The sequence below is a fragment of the Kitasatospora sp. NPDC058184 genome (assembly GCF_042883725.1).
Lineage (GTDB): Bacteria > Actinomycetota > Actinomycetes > Streptomycetales > Streptomycetaceae > Kitasatospora.
Window position 1 is genome coordinate 41,963 of record NZ_JBHVVE010000024.1, and the last position, 15,040, is coordinate 57,002.

At 75.5% G+C, this 15,040-nt stretch carries 15 protein-coding genes; 9 read left to right on the forward strand and 6 right to left on the reverse strand.

Annotated elements, in window-relative coordinates:
• Complete coding sequence (locus ACFVXH_RS33335; protein ID WP_369808358.1) at positions 1–765, reverse strand: alpha/beta hydrolase; 765 nt, start codon at positions 763–765, stop codon at positions 1–3.
• 201 nt (positions 766–966) lie between these two features.
• Between ACFVXH_RS33335 and ACFVXH_RS33340 the strand changes: the two genes are divergently transcribed.
• Positions 967–1,773, forward strand: coding sequence for a TM helix repeat-containing protein (locus tag ACFVXH_RS33340; protein WP_049659068.1), 807 nt, complete (start codon positions 967–969; stop codon positions 1,771–1,773).
• A 38-nt stretch (positions 1,774–1,811) separates the two neighbouring features.
• Here ACFVXH_RS33340 and ACFVXH_RS33345 read toward each other — a convergent pair whose 3' ends face one another.
• Positions 1,812–2,165 carry a DUF6401 family natural product biosynthesis protein gene (locus tag ACFVXH_RS33345; RefSeq protein WP_049659067.1) on the reverse strand — a complete coding sequence of 118 codons (354 nt, stop codon included), beginning with the start codon at positions 2,163–2,165 and terminating at the stop codon, positions 1,812–1,814.
• A 164-nt stretch (positions 2,166–2,329) separates the two neighbouring features.
• On the opposite strand from ACFVXH_RS33345, the gene ACFVXH_RS33350 reads away from it, so the two are divergent.
• The 3 genes from ACFVXH_RS33350 to ACFVXH_RS33360 all read left to right on the forward strand — a co-directional run bounded on the left by ACFVXH_RS33350 (position 2,330) and on the right by ACFVXH_RS33360 (position 5,179).
• A complete protein-coding gene (locus tag ACFVXH_RS33350; protein WP_049659071.1) occupies positions 2,330–3,256 on the forward strand; it encodes an LLM class F420-dependent oxidoreductase in 927 nt (308 codons plus the stop codon).
• Positions 3,257–3,391: 135 nt separating this feature from the next.
• The gene (locus tag ACFVXH_RS33355) at positions 3,392–4,087 is read left to right on the forward strand and encodes an AAA family ATPase (protein WP_380779841.1); all 696 of its coding nucleotides are present in this window, start codon (positions 3,392–3,394) and stop codon (positions 4,085–4,087) included.
• Between the two features lie 93 nt (positions 4,088–4,180).
• Entirely contained in the window at positions 4,181–5,179 is a 999-nt protein-coding gene (locus ACFVXH_RS33360) for a zinc metalloprotease (RefSeq protein WP_387829596.1), read from the forward strand.
• A 13-nt stretch (positions 5,180–5,192) separates the two neighbouring features.
• Here the strand turns inward: ACFVXH_RS33360 and ACFVXH_RS33365 are convergent, their stop codons facing one another.
• A complete protein-coding gene (locus ACFVXH_RS33365) occupies positions 5,193–5,576 on the reverse strand; it encodes a hypothetical protein (RefSeq protein ID WP_049659206.1) in 384 nt (127 codons plus the stop codon).
• Between the two features lie 148 nt (positions 5,577–5,724).
• On the opposite strand from ACFVXH_RS33365, the gene ACFVXH_RS33370 reads away from it, so the two are divergent.
• Both ACFVXH_RS33370 and ACFVXH_RS33375 read left to right on the forward strand, forming a co-directional pair.
• On the forward strand, positions 5,725–6,186 hold the full coding sequence (locus ACFVXH_RS33370; protein ID WP_049659205.1) for a universal stress protein: 462 nt from the start codon (positions 5,725–5,727) through the stop codon (positions 6,184–6,186).
• 52 nt (positions 6,187–6,238) lie between these two features.
• Positions 6,239–7,087, forward strand: coding sequence for a DNA-formamidopyrimidine glycosylase family protein (locus ACFVXH_RS33375; RefSeq protein ID WP_049659204.1), 849 nt, complete (start codon positions 6,239–6,241; stop codon positions 7,085–7,087).
• On the opposite strand, the gene ACFVXH_RS33380 is transcribed toward ACFVXH_RS33375, so the two are convergent.
• From ACFVXH_RS33380 to ACFVXH_RS33390, 3 genes are all read right to left on the reverse strand, one after another.
• Complete coding sequence (locus tag ACFVXH_RS33380; protein WP_117492877.1) at positions 7,035–7,670, reverse strand: uridine kinase; 636 nt, start codon at positions 7,668–7,670, stop codon at positions 7,035–7,037. The genes ACFVXH_RS33375 and ACFVXH_RS33380 overlap by 53 nt on opposite strands.
• 30 nt (positions 7,671–7,700) lie before the next feature.
• A complete protein-coding gene (locus ACFVXH_RS33385) occupies positions 7,701–9,038 on the reverse strand; it encodes a PQQ-binding-like beta-propeller repeat protein (RefSeq protein ID WP_117492878.1) in 1,338 nt (445 codons plus the stop codon).
• Positions 9,039–9,142: 104 nt separating this feature from the next.
• Positions 9,143–9,469, reverse strand: a complete 327-nt coding sequence (locus ACFVXH_RS33390) for a DUF4326 domain-containing protein (protein ID WP_074005764.1) — start codon at positions 9,467–9,469, stop codon at positions 9,143–9,145.
• A gap of 93 nt (positions 9,470–9,562) precedes the next feature.
• On the opposite strand from ACFVXH_RS33390, the gene ACFVXH_RS33395 reads away from it, so the two are divergent.
• From ACFVXH_RS33395 to ACFVXH_RS33405, 3 genes are all read left to right on the forward strand, one after another.
• Positions 9,563–12,094 carry a SpoIIE family protein phosphatase gene (locus ACFVXH_RS33395; protein ID WP_387829599.1) on the forward strand — a complete coding sequence of 844 codons (2,532 nt, stop codon included), beginning with the start codon at positions 9,563–9,565 and terminating at the stop codon, positions 12,092–12,094.
• Between the two features lie 147 nt (positions 12,095–12,241).
• Positions 12,242–13,942: a sensor histidine kinase gene (locus ACFVXH_RS33400; RefSeq protein WP_387829601.1), complete on the forward strand. Its 1,701-nt coding sequence runs from the start codon at positions 12,242–12,244 to the stop codon at positions 13,940–13,942.
• 150 nt (positions 13,943–14,092) lie between these two features.
• A complete protein-coding gene (locus ACFVXH_RS33405; protein WP_049652130.1) occupies positions 14,093–14,761 on the forward strand; it encodes a response regulator transcription factor in 669 nt (222 codons plus the stop codon).
• Positions 14,762–15,040 lie beyond the last annotated feature (279 nt).

Sequence of the window (15,040 nt, forward strand, 5' to 3'; positions counted from 1 at the left end):
TCAGGGGTTGGCCGGGAGGGCCGGGGCGCGGCGGGGCTGGGGCGGGAGGGGGAGGGTGAGGGCTTCGCGGGAGGCGGGTGGGAGGGCGAGGGCGGAGGCGGTTTCGGCGGGGAAGGGGTGGAGGCCGAGGAGGGCGGTGGTGAGGCGGGTGGTGGCGCGGTGCCAGTCGGGGAGGCGCTGGAGCATGGCGTGGCCGCTGCCGGTGACGGTGTAGCCGCAGACCCGGGCGCCCGCGGCGCGGCTGCGGGCGGCGAAGGCGCGGGTTTCGGCGGGCGGGGTGACGGTGTCGCGGTCGCCGTGCAGCAGGAGGACGTCCCGTCCGGCGAGTTGGTCGCACGGGTCCTCGGGCGGGCACCACGGTGCGAGGGCGACCAGGCCGGTGACGGAGGGGTGTCCGCCGGCCTGGAGGGCGGCGCGCCCGCCCATCGAGTGGCCGACCAGGACGGTCGGCACCGGCCCGAGCAGCGCGGTGAGTTCGTCGAGCGCGGCGGTCGCGTCCCGTGCGGCGTCGGCCCGTTCGCCGTTCCAGCCGCGGTGGCGGTAGCGGACGGTGCCGATGGCGACCCCGTCCCGCGCGGTCGCCCTGGTGAGCGCGCGCAGGAAGCCGTGCATCCGCAGCAGCGGGAGGTTGAGGCGCCCGGGCCGGGCGACGTTGTGCTCCTCGCCGCCGTGCAGGACCAGGACGGCGGCCCGGGCCGCTTCCGGTCGGACCCGCCAGTGCAGCGCCCGGTGGTCCACCGCGTGCTCCGCCGCCGTACCGCCCACTTGCCGCACCGTCCCGTCCGTCCCGCCCCGTGGCCCGTCCCCCCGGACCGCCACTGTACGCGTGCGGACGGCCGGAGCATTCACCCGAGGGGACCATCCCGGACACCGGGCGCGCGCGGCCGGGGCGGGCGCCTGCTATCCACGAAGGGTGGGGGGCCGAAGCGCCCGCTCGTGGCGCCGTGTCACCGAGTGGAGGACTCCGTGGCTCAGCAGCTCGCACTGTCCGTCGATTTCGGGTCGGGCTTCACCGAGGCCTGGTCGAAGATCGCCAAGGTCATTCCGCAGTTCATCGCCTTCCTGGCGATCCTGGTCGTCGGCTGGTTCGTGGCCAAGGCGATCGCCAAGATCCTCGACCGGGTGCTGCGCAGGGTCGGCTCGGAACGGGTCGCGGAGCGGTCCGGAGTGGCCGCCCACCTGCAGGGTTCCAAGTACGACATGACCGGCATCATCTGCAAGGTCGTCTACTACATCGTCCTGCTGATGGCCCTGCAGTTGGCGTTCGGCGTCTTCGGCTCGAACCCGATCAGCACGATGATCCACAGCATCGTCGCCTGGCTGCCGCGCGGCATCGTCGCCGTGGTGATCGTGGTGGTCGCGATGGCCATCGCCAACGCGGTGCGCGACATCGTGGGCAGCACGCTCTCCGGCGCCTCGTACGGCCGGACGGTCTCCACCCTGGTCTGGGCGTTCATCGTCGGCCTCGGCGTGATCGCCGCGCTGGGCCAGGCCGGGATCGCCACCTCGATCACCGGGCCGGTCCTGATCGCCGCGCTCGCCACCATCGCCGGTGTGCTGGTGGTCGGTGTCGGCGGCGGCCTGATCATCCCGATGCGCCAGCGCTGGGAGCGGTGGCTGGACGGCGCCGAGCGGGAGACCGCCCGGCTGCGCGGCACCGCCTACCAGGCCGGCCGCTCCGACGCGCTGTCCAACCAGCCGGTCCGGCCGACCACCCAGACCGGTCCGGGCACCCCGCCCGCGCCGGGCATCGAGGGCGACCAGAACCGGTAGCCCGCCGCACCGGGCGGTCCGGGCGGGCCTGCCGGGGCTCAGACCCCGAGCAGGCCCTGCTCGCGGACCAGCCAGCAGATCGCGGTGAGCCGGATCACGGCGTAGTCGTGTCCGACCGGCTCCCGCCAGCCGATCTCGGCGAGCGCGTCCAGGAAACCCAGCGCGTAGTCCGACAACTCCTCACGGTCCAGGGGCCGGGGCGCGAGCTCCGGCCCCTGCGCGTACAGCAGCTCCCGCAGCATCGCCGCGTGCTGGTCGACCGCCGCGACGAAACCGGGCTCGAAGGCGAACTCGGCCAGCCGGGGCGTGAAGGCCGTCACGATGCCGGGCAGCGGACAGCCGGCCGGCTCGTCGGGGGAGCGCCGGAAGGACTCGTCGGGGGTCGCGAACATCCGTCCACGGTAGGCGACCCTCCGAGCGGGAACGGGCGCCCGTGACGGTTCCGTACTGAGACCTTGGCCACCCCTGCCGCCCCACCCGGCCGGATCGGAAACGGTCCGTGGCGCGGCGGACGCGCTGTGCCGATCACCGGTCGGTCCGTACCAGAATGGCCGGCATGGATCTCCGCGTCTTCACCGAACCCCAGCAGGGTGCGAGTTACGACACCCTCCTCAAGGTCGCCCGCACCGCCGAGGAGCTCGGGGCCTTCAGCGCCTTCTTCCGCTCCGACCACTACCTGAAGATGGGCGACGTCGACGGCCTGCCCGGGCCCACCGACGCCTGGATCACCCTGGCCGGCCTCGCCCGCGACACCAGCACCATCCGCCTGGGCACCCTGATGACCGCCGCCACCTTCCGGCTGCCGGGCGTCACCGCGATCCAGGTCGCCCAGGTGGACGCGATGAGCGGCGGCCGGGTCGAGTTCGGCCTCGGCGCCGGCTGGTACGAGGCCGAGCACACCGCGTACGGCATCCCCTTCCCGAAGGAGAAGTTCGGGCGGCTGGAGGAGCAGCTGGCGATCATCACCGGGCTGTGGAACACCAAGCTCGGCGACACCTTCGACTTCGCCGGCGAGTACTACACGCTGACCGACTCGCCGGCCCTGCCCAAGCCCGCCCAGGAGCACGTCCCGGTGCTGGTCGGCGGCCTCGGCCCCAAGCGCACCCCGGCCCTGGCCGCCCGCTTCGCCGACGAGTTCAACCTGCCGTTCGCCTCGGTGGACGACACCGCCGCCCAGTTCGGCCGGGTCCGCGCCGCCGTCGAGGCGGCCGGGCGCTCCGCCGACGACCTGGTCTACTCCAACGCCATGGTGGCCTGCGTCGGCCGCGACGACGCCGAGGTCGCCCGCCGGGCCGCCGCGATCGGCCGCGAGGTCGACGAGCTGAAGGAGAACGGCCTGGCCGGCACCCCGGACGAGGTGGTCGAGAAGATCGGCCGGTACGCGGCGGTCGGCAGCGAGCGGTTCTACCTCCAGATCCTCGACCTGGACGACCTCGACCACCTGGAGCTGATCGCCTCCCGGATCGCCCCGCAGCTGGGCTGACACCCGCCGCCGGGCCTCGACGCCGCCACGCTCCGGGCCCGGCCGTGGTCGTCCGTACCCGCTCCGACCTCCGCCCTTTACTCGTTCTTGGGAATGAGCGATGCTCCTCGAAGGGGAACGGCGGGGGGAGACCGGGTGAGTGGGACGCGAACGGTGCGGACGGCGGCGGCGCCGAGGGTGCCGCCGCCGCGCACCGCAGGGGAACGGGTCGTCCTGCCCGCCTCCTACGAGCCGTCCGAACCGTCCGCGCCGCACGACCCGAGCGCCCGGCACGAGCTGCGCGGGCCCGGGCCGGCGGTCCTGCGCTACCCGGCCGGGGACCTGCTGGTCGTCACCGGCCTGCCCGGCAGCGGCAAGAGCACCCTGATGCGCCGCTGCGTCCGCGCCCCGCTGATCGACTCCCAGCTGGTCCGCGAGGAGTACGCGGCCCGGCTGCCCGGCCGCCTGCCGTACGCGCTCTACCGCCCGCTGGCCCGGCTCGCCCACTACCTGCGGTTGCGCCGGGCCGTGCTGGACGGCGGGCCGCTCGCGGTGCACGACTGCGGCACCCAGCCCTGGGTGCGCGCCTGGCTGGTGCGGGCCGCCGCCCGGCAGGGCCGCCGGGTGCACCTGCTGCTGCTCGACGCCGACCCGGCCGAGGCGCTGGACGGGCAGCGGCGGCGCCGGCGCGGCGTCTCGCGCTACGCCTTCGCCCGGCACCAGGCCGCCGTCGCCCGGCTGCGCCGCCGGATCCTGGAGGCCGGACGGCTGCCCGCCGGCTGTGCGTCGGCCGTGGTACTCGACCGGGCCGCCGCGCGCGCCCTGCGGGGGATCGACTTCACGGCGTCGTAGTCTCGGCGGGTCCGCGCCGGGCGCCGGCGGGTCCGGCCGGAGCAGGCCACGGGCGCGGCCGACACCCCGTCAACTCCCCTGTCAGGAGCGCTGATGCGCCGTACTGCCCGGGTGCGCTCGCGTGCCCCACGCCTGTTCCCCTGCGCCGCCGCGCTGGTCGCCGCGGCCGGTCTGAGCCAGTTCGCCGCACCGGCCGCGCACCGCGCCGCCGTCGCTCCGGCGGTGGAGCGGTGCGCGGACGACGGCGTCGGTTCGGACGACGTCGTCGGTGCGGGTGGTGCCGCGGCGCGGCTGCCGGCCGGCAGCCGGCCGGACCGGGACCCGAACGCGGTCAGTCCCCGGCAGGCCCGGGCGATGCAGGCGGACCTCGCCCAGCGGCTCGCCGAACTGGGCGTCGGCCGGGTCCGGTCCGCCGCCCCGACCACGATCCCGGTCTACTTCCACGTGATCCACGACGGCGACGAGGGGCGGCTGGACGCGGCCGCCGTCGCGGGCCAGATCGACCACCTCAACGAGAGCTACGGCGGCCAGGGCGAGGGCAACGTCCCGAGTCCGTTCCACTTCGAACTGGTCGGCACCGACTGGAGCGACAACGCCTCCTGGTACACCGGCATGACCCCGGGCTCCTCGGCCGAGCAGGCGATGAAGACCGCCCTGCGCAAGGGCGACCAGGGCACCCTCAACCTCTACACCGCCCGGCTCGGCGACTCCCTGCTCGGCTGGTCGACCTTCCCGAACGCCTACCGGACGCACCCGACCGACGACGGCGTGGTGGTGCTCGACGCCTCCCTGCCGGGCGGCTCCGCCGTCCACTACGACGAGGGCGACACCGCGACCCACGAGATCGGCCACTGGCTCGGCCTCTTCCACACCTTCCAGAACGGCTGCCGGGCCCCGGGCGACTACGTGGAGGACACTCCGGCCGAACGCACCGCCGCCTCCGGCTGCCCCGAGGGCCGGGACACCTGCCCCGGCCCGGGGCTCGACCCGATCCACAACTTCATGGACTACAGCTACGACTCCTGCATGACCAGGTTCACCCCGGGACAGGTCCAGCGGATGGCCAACATCTGGGCGGCCTACCGGAGTTGACGGTGACAGCGGATCAGCAGTGCACCACGAGGTAGAGCAGCGTCCGGTCGCCGGAGGCCCGGAACTCGTACGCCAGGTACTCCAGGGCGGAGGCGTCCAGCCAGGCGGCCGGCCGCTCCTCGGGGGTGAGCAGGGCGGGCACGAAGACGCCCGGGGAGGCCTCGTGCAGCCGGCCCCACAGGCCCAGCGTCATCTCGTCCGCGTCGACCGCGAGCCGCTTCGCCAGCCGCCGGTCCACCGGGCCGCGGGCCAGCCGCCAGTAGCGCCCCCCGGCGTCCACGAAGCCGCCCGACGCGAGCGGGTCGTCGAGGTTCCAGTACTCGTGCTCCTCCTTCGGCGGCAGGGCGGCCAGGACCTCGGCGAAGCCGCCGGTGCGGCGGCGGGGCTTGTGCGGCATCCGGGGATCCTCGCAGGCGTCGCGGGCCGCGCGCACTGGAATTGAATGCGGCGGGCCGCTTCCGGCGTGGCAGATACCGACCGTTTGTCCGATTTGATCTATGTTCGGAGGGTCGGGACCGATCAGGAGCAACCGAAGGAGCAAGGGCATGAGTGCCAATCCCCGGATCGTCGTCGGCGTGGACGGCTCGCCCGCCTCGGAGCAGGCGCTGCGCTGGGCGATCGACTACGCGCGGGCCGTCGGCGGGACGGTCCACGCGATCGCCGCCTGGGAGTACCCGGCCTTCTACGGCTGGGCCGGGGCGGGCGTGCCGACCGTCGAGGCCTTCAACCCCGAGGAGCTCGCCGGGAAGACCCTCAGCGAGACCGTCGCCAAGGTGGCCGGCGACGACGCCGGCGTGCGGATCACCGAGAGCGTGATGCCCGGCAACGCCGCCCAGGCGCTGCTGGAGGCCGCCAAGGGCGCCGCGCTGCTCGTCGTCGGCAGCCGCGGCCTGGGCGGCTTCTCCGGCGTGCTGCTCGGTTCGGTCAGCCGCCACCTCACCGAGCACGCGCCCTGCCCGGTGGTCGTGGTGCGCGAGGCCCACGGCGCCGCCGAGCAGTCGGAGTAGCGCACCCGGGGGCGGTGCCCCGGCGGGCCGCCGCGCGGACCAGAATGGAGGCATGCCAGAAGGTGACTCCGTCTACCGCGTGGCGGCCCACTTGCACGAGGCCCTCGCCGGACAGCCGCTGACCAGCGCCGACCTGCGGGTGCCCGCGCACGCCACCGCCGACCTCACCGGCCGCCGGGTGCTGGAGGTCGCCCCGCGCGGCAAGCACCTGCTCGCCCGCTTCGAAGGCGGCCTCACCCTGCACACCCACTTGAGGATGGACGGCCGCTGGGTGGTCTACCGCCCCGGCGAGCGGTGGACCGGCGGCCCGGAGTGGCAGATCCGCGCCGTCCTCGGCACCGACCGGGGCACCGCCGTCGGCTACCGGCTGCCCGTCGTGGAACTGCTGCGCACCGCCGACGAACGGCGGATCGTCGGCCATCTCGGCCCCGACCTGCTCGGCTCCGACTGGGACCCGGTCGAGGCCGTCCGCCGGCTCCTCGCCCGCCCGGGCCGCCCGGTCGTCGAGGCCCTGCTCGACCAGCGCAACCTCGCCGGGATCGGCAACGTCTACGCGAACGAGCTGTGCTTCGTCGCGGGCGTGACGCCGTGGACCGAGGTCGGCGAACTCCCGCACCCCGACCGGCTGGTGGAGCGCGCCCGGCAGATGCTGGAGGCCAACAAGCTGCGCCCCGGCCACATCACCACCGGCGACACCCGGCCCGGCTACCAGCACTGGGTCTACGGCCGGGCCGGACGGCCCTGCCCGCGCTGCGTCACCCCCGTCGTCACCGGGCGCCAGGGCTCGCCGCCGCGCGACCGGACGGTGTTCTGGTGCCCGTACTGCCAGCGCGGCCCGGCCCCGGAGGTCACGGCCGCTCGACCAGCGCGGGGTGGCGCGGGTCGTCCACCCGGACGGTGACGTCGGCCGTCGCGGCGGGCCCGGTCTCCGCCTCGTAGCGGGCGAAGGCGGGCAGCGTCCACTGCTGGTCGGCCGGGGTGCGGCGGGCCAGCGCGGCCGGGCCGAGCGCCAGGTGGACGGTCAGCTCCAGCGGCAGCCAGCGGCCGAGCAGCAGCGCACCGTCCAGCAACAGCACGCCGCCGGGCGGGAGTTCGGTGTACGGGGCGCGGGTCGACCGGTCGGTGGCCGGGTCGCGCAGGGAGGGCAGGACGCGGCCGCTGCCGCCCGGCTCCAGCGGGTCGAGCACCTCGCGGGCCAGGGCGCCGTCGTCCAGCCAGAGGTCGTGGAAGGCGTCTGCGTCCTGGTGGCCGTACTCCAGCCGGATCGAGGCCGGGCGCAGGAAGCCGTCGGCCGAGACCCGCAGCGTCGGGTGGCCGCGCAGCCGCAGCGGCTCCACCAGCGCGTCGGCGAGCGCTCCGGGGAGGGCGGCCGGCGCGCCGTCCACGGCCACCCGCAGGCGCCGGCCGCGGGCGTCGGGCAGGGCGGCGATGCGGTCGGCGAGCAGCTCGGCCAGGTTGTCGGGGGAGATCGGGCGTACCTGCATCGGGCCGTCCTGCCGTGTCGTAGGGGGCGCTCAGTTCAGGGGGAGGGCGTGCAGGACGTCGTCGTGGCCCGCGTAGAGGCGGGTGCCGTCGAACTGGTGGGCCGCGTCGGTGGCGAGGGTCCAGACGTCCTTCCCCGGACCGGAGTCGTGGAAGGTCCACCCCAGCTCGCCGGTCGCGGGGTGGATCGCGCTGACCCCGCCGGCCGCCGTACCCGGGACGAACAGCGTGTCCCTGGCGACCAGCGGACGGCTGCGGCGGTCCAGCGGGAACGGCAGCCGGCAGGACCAGAGCTCCGCGCCGGAGGACAGGTCGAGGCAGCTGACGACACCCTGGTCCCACGGGACGTACACCCGGCCGCCGTGTTCGAGGGGCGGCAGCGCCCGCCAGGACTCGCCCCGGTGGGGCGCGTAGGTCCAGCCCGGCTCGCCGGCGGGAAGCAGCCTGCGCACGCCGCCGTTGCCGTCCGGGACGAAGAAGCCCCCCGAGCCGGCCACGCACCAGCGCAGGTCCTCCTCACCGGGGGCGGTCCACAGCTCGCGGCCGGTGGCGGCGTCCCGGGCCACCACCTCGGCGCGGCCGCCGAGGAAGCGGAGGCAGGCGAGGAGGCCGCCTCCGATGTGGGTGGCGGGCGTGACCGGCTGCTCCGTCTGCTCGGTGCGGACGGACCAGAGCAGGGAGCGGTCGGTGACCCGCAGCGCGAAGAGGCGGTTCTCCGTCCGGGTGCCGTCGGACCGCGGCCGGCCCCAGGCGTAGCCGTAGAGGATGCCGGGGGCCTGGCGGTCGTAGCCGGCGAGGCGGACCTGCCCCTGGAGCTCGTCGGGCAGCGGCAGGCTCCAGTCGCCGGCCGGGTCGGTGAAGTGCCGGGCGTCGAGGTGGCCCTCGTAGATCGTGAAGAGGTGGTCGGGCCCGACCACCACCTTGCCGAGCACGTCGCCGTCGATGGGCCAGCTGCGGGCGGCCGGCGGGTCGAAGACCAGCAGCCGGGCGGCGGTGCCCTTCTCGTGGTCGAGGACCTGCAGGCCGTTCCTGGAGAGGTAGACCGGGTGGCTCGGCGGGTCGGTGAGGCGCTCCGGGGTCATCGCCTCCGGGCCGCGGTACGTCCAGAGCGGCGTCGGCCCGGACAGCGCGGTCGGGACCGGCCCGGTCGGCCCGGGCGAGGGGAAGGCCCCGCCGACACCCGAACGGCCGAACGCCCAGGCGGCCCCGCCCGCCGCGAGCACCCCGGCCCCGAGCAGCAGCCGGCGCCGGCTCGGCCGCGCGCGCTCCCCGCCGCCCGCGATCACGTCCTCGGGGGCCCCGCCGCCGTCGGTCTCCTCGTCCCACTGCCACGCCGTCCCGCTCGCGGGACCCCCGGACGACGACTGCATACGGCTCTCGCTTCCCCACCGGCGGCCCCACGCCGCCACCCGCCCGGAGAATATCGAACAGTCCGCTATGCATACGAAATGGTGGAAGAGGTGGGGAAAGCGGATCACGCAGGCGGGTGGTCGGCCAGGTCGGCGAGGACGTCGGCGTGGCAGGGGAGCGGGGCGCACCAGCAGCCGAGGCGGTGGCCGCGCAGGGGCGGGACGAGGGCGAGCAGGTCGGGGTGGGCGAGCAGGTGGGCGCGGTACTTGGCGACCATCTCCTCGCGGGTGAGGTCCGGGCCTGGGCGGTACGGGCAGTGCAGCGGGGACTCGGCGAGGTGCCAGCCGCCGCGGTGCATGGCGCGGCCGACGTAGACGACGTCGCGGTACCCGGGGTCGTCGCGGTGGCCCTTGAGGTTGACCACGGTGGTGCGGCGGGGTTCGCTCGGCATGCCGTCCATGCTGGCGCACGGCGGGCCCCGGGGCAGCCCGGGCCGGTGCGGGCTCGCCTTGACACCGGTGCGGGCCGGGCGTAGCAAAAGAGCATGCGCCATCCGCACGCGACCGGCGGGGCCCCTGGGGCGCGGCCGGGCCCGGACCGGCCGCCGGAGCCCGGGGCCGGCGCGGAGACCGGCCGGGCGGCCCCGCCGTCCGTCCGGGAGACGGCCCGGCGGGCGGACCACCGGCGCGACGAGCTGCTCGCCCTGGCCGCGCGCCGGGTGCTGGAGTCGACCGGGGCGTACGGCTCGCTGGTGTACCTGCGCTCGCGGGACCGCCGCTCGCTGGTGCTGCGCACCATCGCGGGCGTGCCGCTGTCGGTGATGGGCCCGTTCCGGCGGGTGGCCGCCGCGGGGCCGCTGCCGGTCGCGGTCGCCTTCCGGACCGGGCGCGCCGTCGTCCTCACCGACGCCGAGGACACCATGCGGCGCTTCCCGCAGCTCGCGGTCGGCCTGCCGTACGACTTCGTCTCCGCCTGCGAGCCGGTGGGGCACGGCGGGGAGACGTTCGGGGTGCTGACCGCGCTGTGGCCGGCCTCGGACGACGGGGTGGCGGCGCCGGCGGCCCGGCAGCTGGCCGAGGCGGCCGCCCAACTGGCCGACGGCCTGGCCGGGTTGGCGGAGTCCGGGCAGTCGGTGGAGCCGGGCTGCGAGGCGGCCGTGGTGGAGCTGCCGCCGCCGTCGGTGCCGACCACCCGGGTCGGGATGTTCGACTGGGACGTGGCCACCGGGTCGCTCGCCGCCGACACCCAGTTCCTGGAGATCTTCGGTTTCGGACCCGGGGAGTTCGACGGCACGGTGGCCGCCCTGGGCCGTCGCGTCGCCCCCGGCGACCTGCCCGGGTTCCGGGCCGCCGCCCGGATCGCGCTGGAGCGCGGCGAGGTGCTGGCCGCCCGGGTCCGGGTGCTCGGCCCGGACGGCCTGCCGTACCCGGTGGAGCTGTGGGCCCGGGTGCCCCGGGCGATCTCCGACGGCCGGACCCACCTGGTCGGCGCGGTGCTGGACCTCCGGAGCCTGACCGCCGCCGCGGCCGCCGTCGACCGGCTGCCCGAGGGCGTGTTCGCGCTCGACCAGGACGGCCGGATCGGCTACGCCAACCGCGCCGTCGAACCACTGCTCCGGGCCCGCCGCGAGGACCTGGTCCACCGCCCCCCGTGGGAGGCGCTGCCCTGGCTCGCCGACCCCTTCTACGAGAACCGCTACCGCGCCGCCCAGCTCTCCCAGCGGCCCACCGCCTTCCTGGCCGCCCGCCCGCCGGACGGCTGGCTCGCCTTCTCGCTCTACCCGGACCCGCACGGCGTCACCGCCCGGGTGGTCACGGCCGAGGCCCCGCCCGGCGCCGCCGAGCCGGCCGCCGTCCCGCCGCCGCCCGCCGCCCGCACGGGGATGGGCGGCACCCACCACCTGCTCCAACTGGCCAGCGCGCTCACCGAGGCGGTCACCGTCCGGGACGTCTGCCGGGCGGTGGCCGAGGAACTCCTGCCGGCCTTCGGCGGCCAGGAGCTCGCCATCTACGCGGTGCGCGAGCAGCGGCTGCACCTGCTCTCGCAGACCGGCTACCCGGACGGCTTCCTGGACGCCTTCGAGGGCATCCCGATGGACACCCGGGTGCCCGGCGCGGAGACGCTCCGCACCGGCACCCCGGTCTTCTTCGAGTCGGTGCGCGAACTCGCCGCCACCTACCCCGGCCTGGCCCTGGACGAGATGGGCGCCTGGGCCTTCCTGCCGCTGATCGCCTCCGGCCGTCCGGTCGGCACCTGCATCGTCGGCTTCGACCTGCCGCGCCCGTTCACCGTGGAGGAGCGCGGCCTGTTCACCGCGCTCGGCGGCTTCATCGCCCAGGCCCTGGAGCGCGCCCGGCTGTACGACGCCGAGTTCGCCCTGGCCCGCGGCCTGCAGCAGGCGCTGCTGCCGCACCGGCTGCCCGAGGTGCCCGGCATCCGGATCACCGCCCGCTACCTGCCCGGCACCCAGGGCATGGAGATCGGCGGCGACTGGTACGACGCGATCGTCACCGGCGAGGACGTCACCCTGGTGATCGGCGACGTCGAGGGCCACAGCGTCGGCGCGGCCGCCACGATGGGGCAGCTGCGCAGCGCCGTGCGCGCCTTCGCTACCGGTGGCGACCCGCCCGACGAGGTGCTCGCCCGCACCAACCGGCTGCTGCTCGACCTCGACCCCGGGCTGCTCGCCAGCTGCTGCCTGGTCCGGCTCACCCCGGCCGTCGGGCTCGGCCGGATCGCCCGGGCCGGGCACCTCCCGCCGGTGCTGCGCCACCCCGGCGGGCGGGCCGAGGCGCTGTACGTCCCGGGCGGGCCGCTGCTCGGGGTGGACGAGCGGGCCGACTACCCGGTCAGCGACCTGCGGCTGGGCAGCGGGGCGGTGCTCGCCCTCTACACCGACGGGCTGGTGGAGGACCCGGCGGTGGCGATCGACCAGGGCGTGGACCGGCTGCGGGCCGCGCTGGCCCGGGCGGTGGCGGGGGAGGGACTGGAGCAGGCGGCCGAGCGGCTGCTGCGCGAGGTCGGCTCCGCCCGCCGGGTGGACGACGTGGCACTGCTGCTCACGGCCTTCGGCTGAGCGGCCACGCCGTTCGGACCCGGCGGCCGCGCCGTGCGGACCGGGCGGGCAGGCCGCCGGGACGGGGCCGACCAGGCGACTTTCGTCGGCCGGGGCGGCGACGAAGGAGGACGGCGGACGACCCGGCCGGACCGATAGCCTCGACGGGTGGAAGCGATCGCGCGGGCCTGGAACACGGCGGTACGGACGGCGCTGCCGGGGCCCTGGCGGCCCCGGCGGGTCGTGGGCGAGGCACTGCTCGCCCTGTTGATGGGCGGCTTCGCCGCGCTGATGGAGCTGCTCTCCAACACCGGCCAGGCGGTGCTCGTCGGCGTCGGGGTCGCGGTGGCGTGGGTGCTGCGCAAGGGACTGCCGGCCACCGTGCTGGTCGTCGTCGCGGCCGCCGCCGGCTGGGCGGTCGGCCCGATCCCGATGCTGGTCTGCGCGGGCTGGACGGCCGGGGCGCGGATCCGCCGGGTCTGGTCGCTGGTCGGCACCTTCGTGGTGGGCTGGGCGCTGTTCACCATGACGGGGGTTCTGAAGGAGGGCGCCTCGCTCTCGCCGAAGCTGGTGCTGCCGCTGTCCTTCGGGGCCTTCCTGGTGGTGGCCGTGCTGCCCGCGCTCTACGGCCGCTACCGGGCGCAGCGCCGCGCCCTGCTGGACGCGCTGCGCGAGCGCAACGAGCAGCTGCTGCGCGAGCGGGTCATGGTGGTGCACCAGGCGCGGCTGCGCGAGCGGCACCGGATCGCCCAGGACATGCACGACAGCCTGGGCCACCAGCTGGCGCTGATCTCGGTGCACTCGGGCGCGCTGGAGGTGGACCGGACGCTCACCGACCGGCAGCGCGAGGCGGTCGGGGTGCTGCGGCAGGCGGCGGTCGCGGCGATGCGCGAGCTGCGCGAGGTGGTCGGGGTGCTGCACGACGAGTCGACGGCGGTGCCGGCCACCGCCCCGGCGGCCGGCGGGGTGCCCACCGCCGGGTCGGCGGCCACCGGGGCGGGTGCCGGGGCGCCGGCCCGGGGCGGGGTGGACGGGATCGAGGGGCTGGTGGAGTCCTCCCGGGCGGCGGGGGCCGGGATCGACCTGACCGTGGAGGGGGAGCGGCGTCCGCTGGCGGCCGCCGTCGACCACGCGGCGTACCGGATCGTGCAGGAGGCGCTCACCAACGCGCACAAGCACGCCCCCGGCGCGCCGATCGGCGTCGCGCTGCGGTACGAGCCGGACGCGCTGGTGGTGGAGGTCACCAACGCCCGCGCGCCGGAGCTCGTGGGGGCACGCGTCGGGGTGGGCGCGGCCGTCAGCGGCGGTCAGGGGCTGACCGGCCTGCGGGAGCGCGCCCGGTTGGTCGGCGGCATGGTGCACGCCGGGCCCACGCCGGAGCAGGGCTTCCGGCTGGCGGCGGTGCTCCCCTATGAAGGGGAGGAGCAGGCCGCGACGGCGGACGGGGCCGAGGACTGGATGCTGGACGGCCTGCCGCCCGTCGAGGAGCCGGAGCGCAAGCGGCGCAGTCCGGCGATGGGCTGCGCCCTCGGGGTGGTCGCGATCGCGGTGACCGTGCTCGGCCTGGCGGTCTGGGGCGTGGTCGCCTTCGTCAAGGGCACCAACGACGCGACCGTGCAGCAGCCGATGTACGACCAGATCAGGGTGGGCACCGCCGAGTCCGAGGTGCTGCAGACGCTGCCGCGCGGCAACGACTTCATCACCGACACGTATAAGGGGACAGGGCCGGAGATCCCGGAGGGCGCGCGCTGCCGCTGGTTCGTCCTGAACGGTGCGCCCGGCGCCGGCTGGAACGAGGAGCACGTGGCGCGATTCTGCTTCCGGGACGGGGCACTGGTGGAGAAACAGGAGTACGTGGCCAAGGGCTGAGTGACCCCGTGCGCGGGCGGGTGCCCCGGCCGGGCGGGCCGGGCCGGTTTCGGATCACGCTGGTCCGGATCGGGGTGGTTCGGAACGGTCCTGCCGGGATGTGAGGATGGGTGCCGCAGCCCACAGCACCGTTCGAGGGGAATGACCAGCGTGATCCGAGTCCTCGTCGCCGACGACGAGCCGCTGATCCGGGCCGGAATCAGGATGATCCTCGGTTCCGCCGAGGACATCGAGGTGGTCGCGGAGGCCGCCGACGGGCGGGAGGCGCTGGAGCTCGCGCGGGCGCACCGGGTGGACGTGGTGCTGCTGGACATCCAGATGCCGGTGATGGACGGGCTGACGGCGCTCGGGGAACTGGCGAAGGTCGCCCCCGGCGCGCGGGCGCTGATCCTCACCACCTTCGGGGAGCGCGAGAACGTCCTGCGCGCCGTGACCGAGGGTGGTGCCGGCTTCCTGCTCAAGGACACCGCACCGCACGAGCTGATCCAGGCCGTCCGGGCGGCGGCGGGCGGGAACGCCTTCCTCTCGCCGGCCGCGACCCGGCACATCGTCGACTCGCTGGCCTCCGGGCGCAGCGCCTCGCTGGCCGCCCGCGCCGTCGCGGCGCGGCGTCGGCTGGAGGTGCTCACCCCGCGCGAGCTGGAGGTGTTGGCCCTGCTCGGAGAGGGTCTGTCCAACGCCGACGCGGGGGCGCGGATCCACATGAGCGAGGCGACGGTGAAGACCTATGTCAGCCGGATCCTGGCCAAGCTGGGCTGCGACAACCGGGTCCAGGCGGCGCTGTTGGCGCGGGACGCGGAGCTCGACGGCCGTCGCTGAGGGTGTTCGCGCGGTCGCCGTACGTGTCGGGCGTGACGGATGCCACTCGACGGCGGCGCGGAACCGGGAACTCCGGGTGCGGTGGTGACGGTGCGTCAGCTGACGGTTCCTCCGCGTGGATGGTGTGACGGCTTTCTCGGGCGGACAGGTGTGAGTGAGGGCACGGAATTTGACCGTTTGATCTTGGAAATCTGGTCAAAAATGGTCAAAGCGGGCATGATTTTTTGACCCGTACCGCCGGTAACAGTCAACTGACCTGCGACGTCGAAGAATTGCTTG

Excerpts from the sequence above, each read along its gene's own strand:
- ACFVXH_RS33385 (WP_117492878.1), bottom strand. The coding sequence starts at position 9,038 with ATGCAGTCGTCGTCCGGGGGTCCCGCGAGCGGGACGGCGTGGCAGTGG.
- ACFVXH_RS33375 (WP_049659204.1), top strand. The coding sequence starts at position 6,239 with ATGCCAGAAGGTGACTCCGTCTACCGCGTGGCGGCCCACTTGCACGAG.
- ACFVXH_RS33380 (WP_117492877.1), bottom strand. The coding sequence starts at position 7,670 with ATGCAGGTACGCCCGATCTCCCCCGACAACCTGGCCGAGCTGCTCGCC.
- ACFVXH_RS33365 (WP_049659206.1), bottom strand. The coding sequence starts at position 5,576 with ATGCCGCACAAGCCCCGCCGCCGCACCGGCGGCTTCGCCGAGGTCCTG.
- ACFVXH_RS33390 (WP_074005764.1), bottom strand. The coding sequence starts at position 9,469 with ATGCCGAGCGAACCCCGCCGCACCACCGTGGTCAACCTCAAGGGCCAC.
- ACFVXH_RS33395 (WP_387829599.1), top strand. The coding sequence starts at position 9,563 with ATGCGCCATCCGCACGCGACCGGCGGGGCCCCTGGGGCGCGGCCGGGC.
- ACFVXH_RS33360 (WP_387829596.1), top strand. The coding sequence starts at position 4,181 with ATGCGCCGTACTGCCCGGGTGCGCTCGCGTGCCCCACGCCTGTTCCCC.
- ACFVXH_RS33350 (WP_049659071.1), top strand. The coding sequence starts at position 2,330 with ATGGATCTCCGCGTCTTCACCGAACCCCAGCAGGGTGCGAGTTACGAC.
- ACFVXH_RS33370 (WP_049659205.1), top strand. The coding sequence starts at position 5,725 with ATGAGTGCCAATCCCCGGATCGTCGTCGGCGTGGACGGCTCGCCCGCC.
- ACFVXH_RS33345 (WP_049659067.1), bottom strand. The coding sequence starts at position 2,165 with ATGTTCGCGACCCCCGACGAGTCCTTCCGGCGCTCCCCCGACGAGCCG.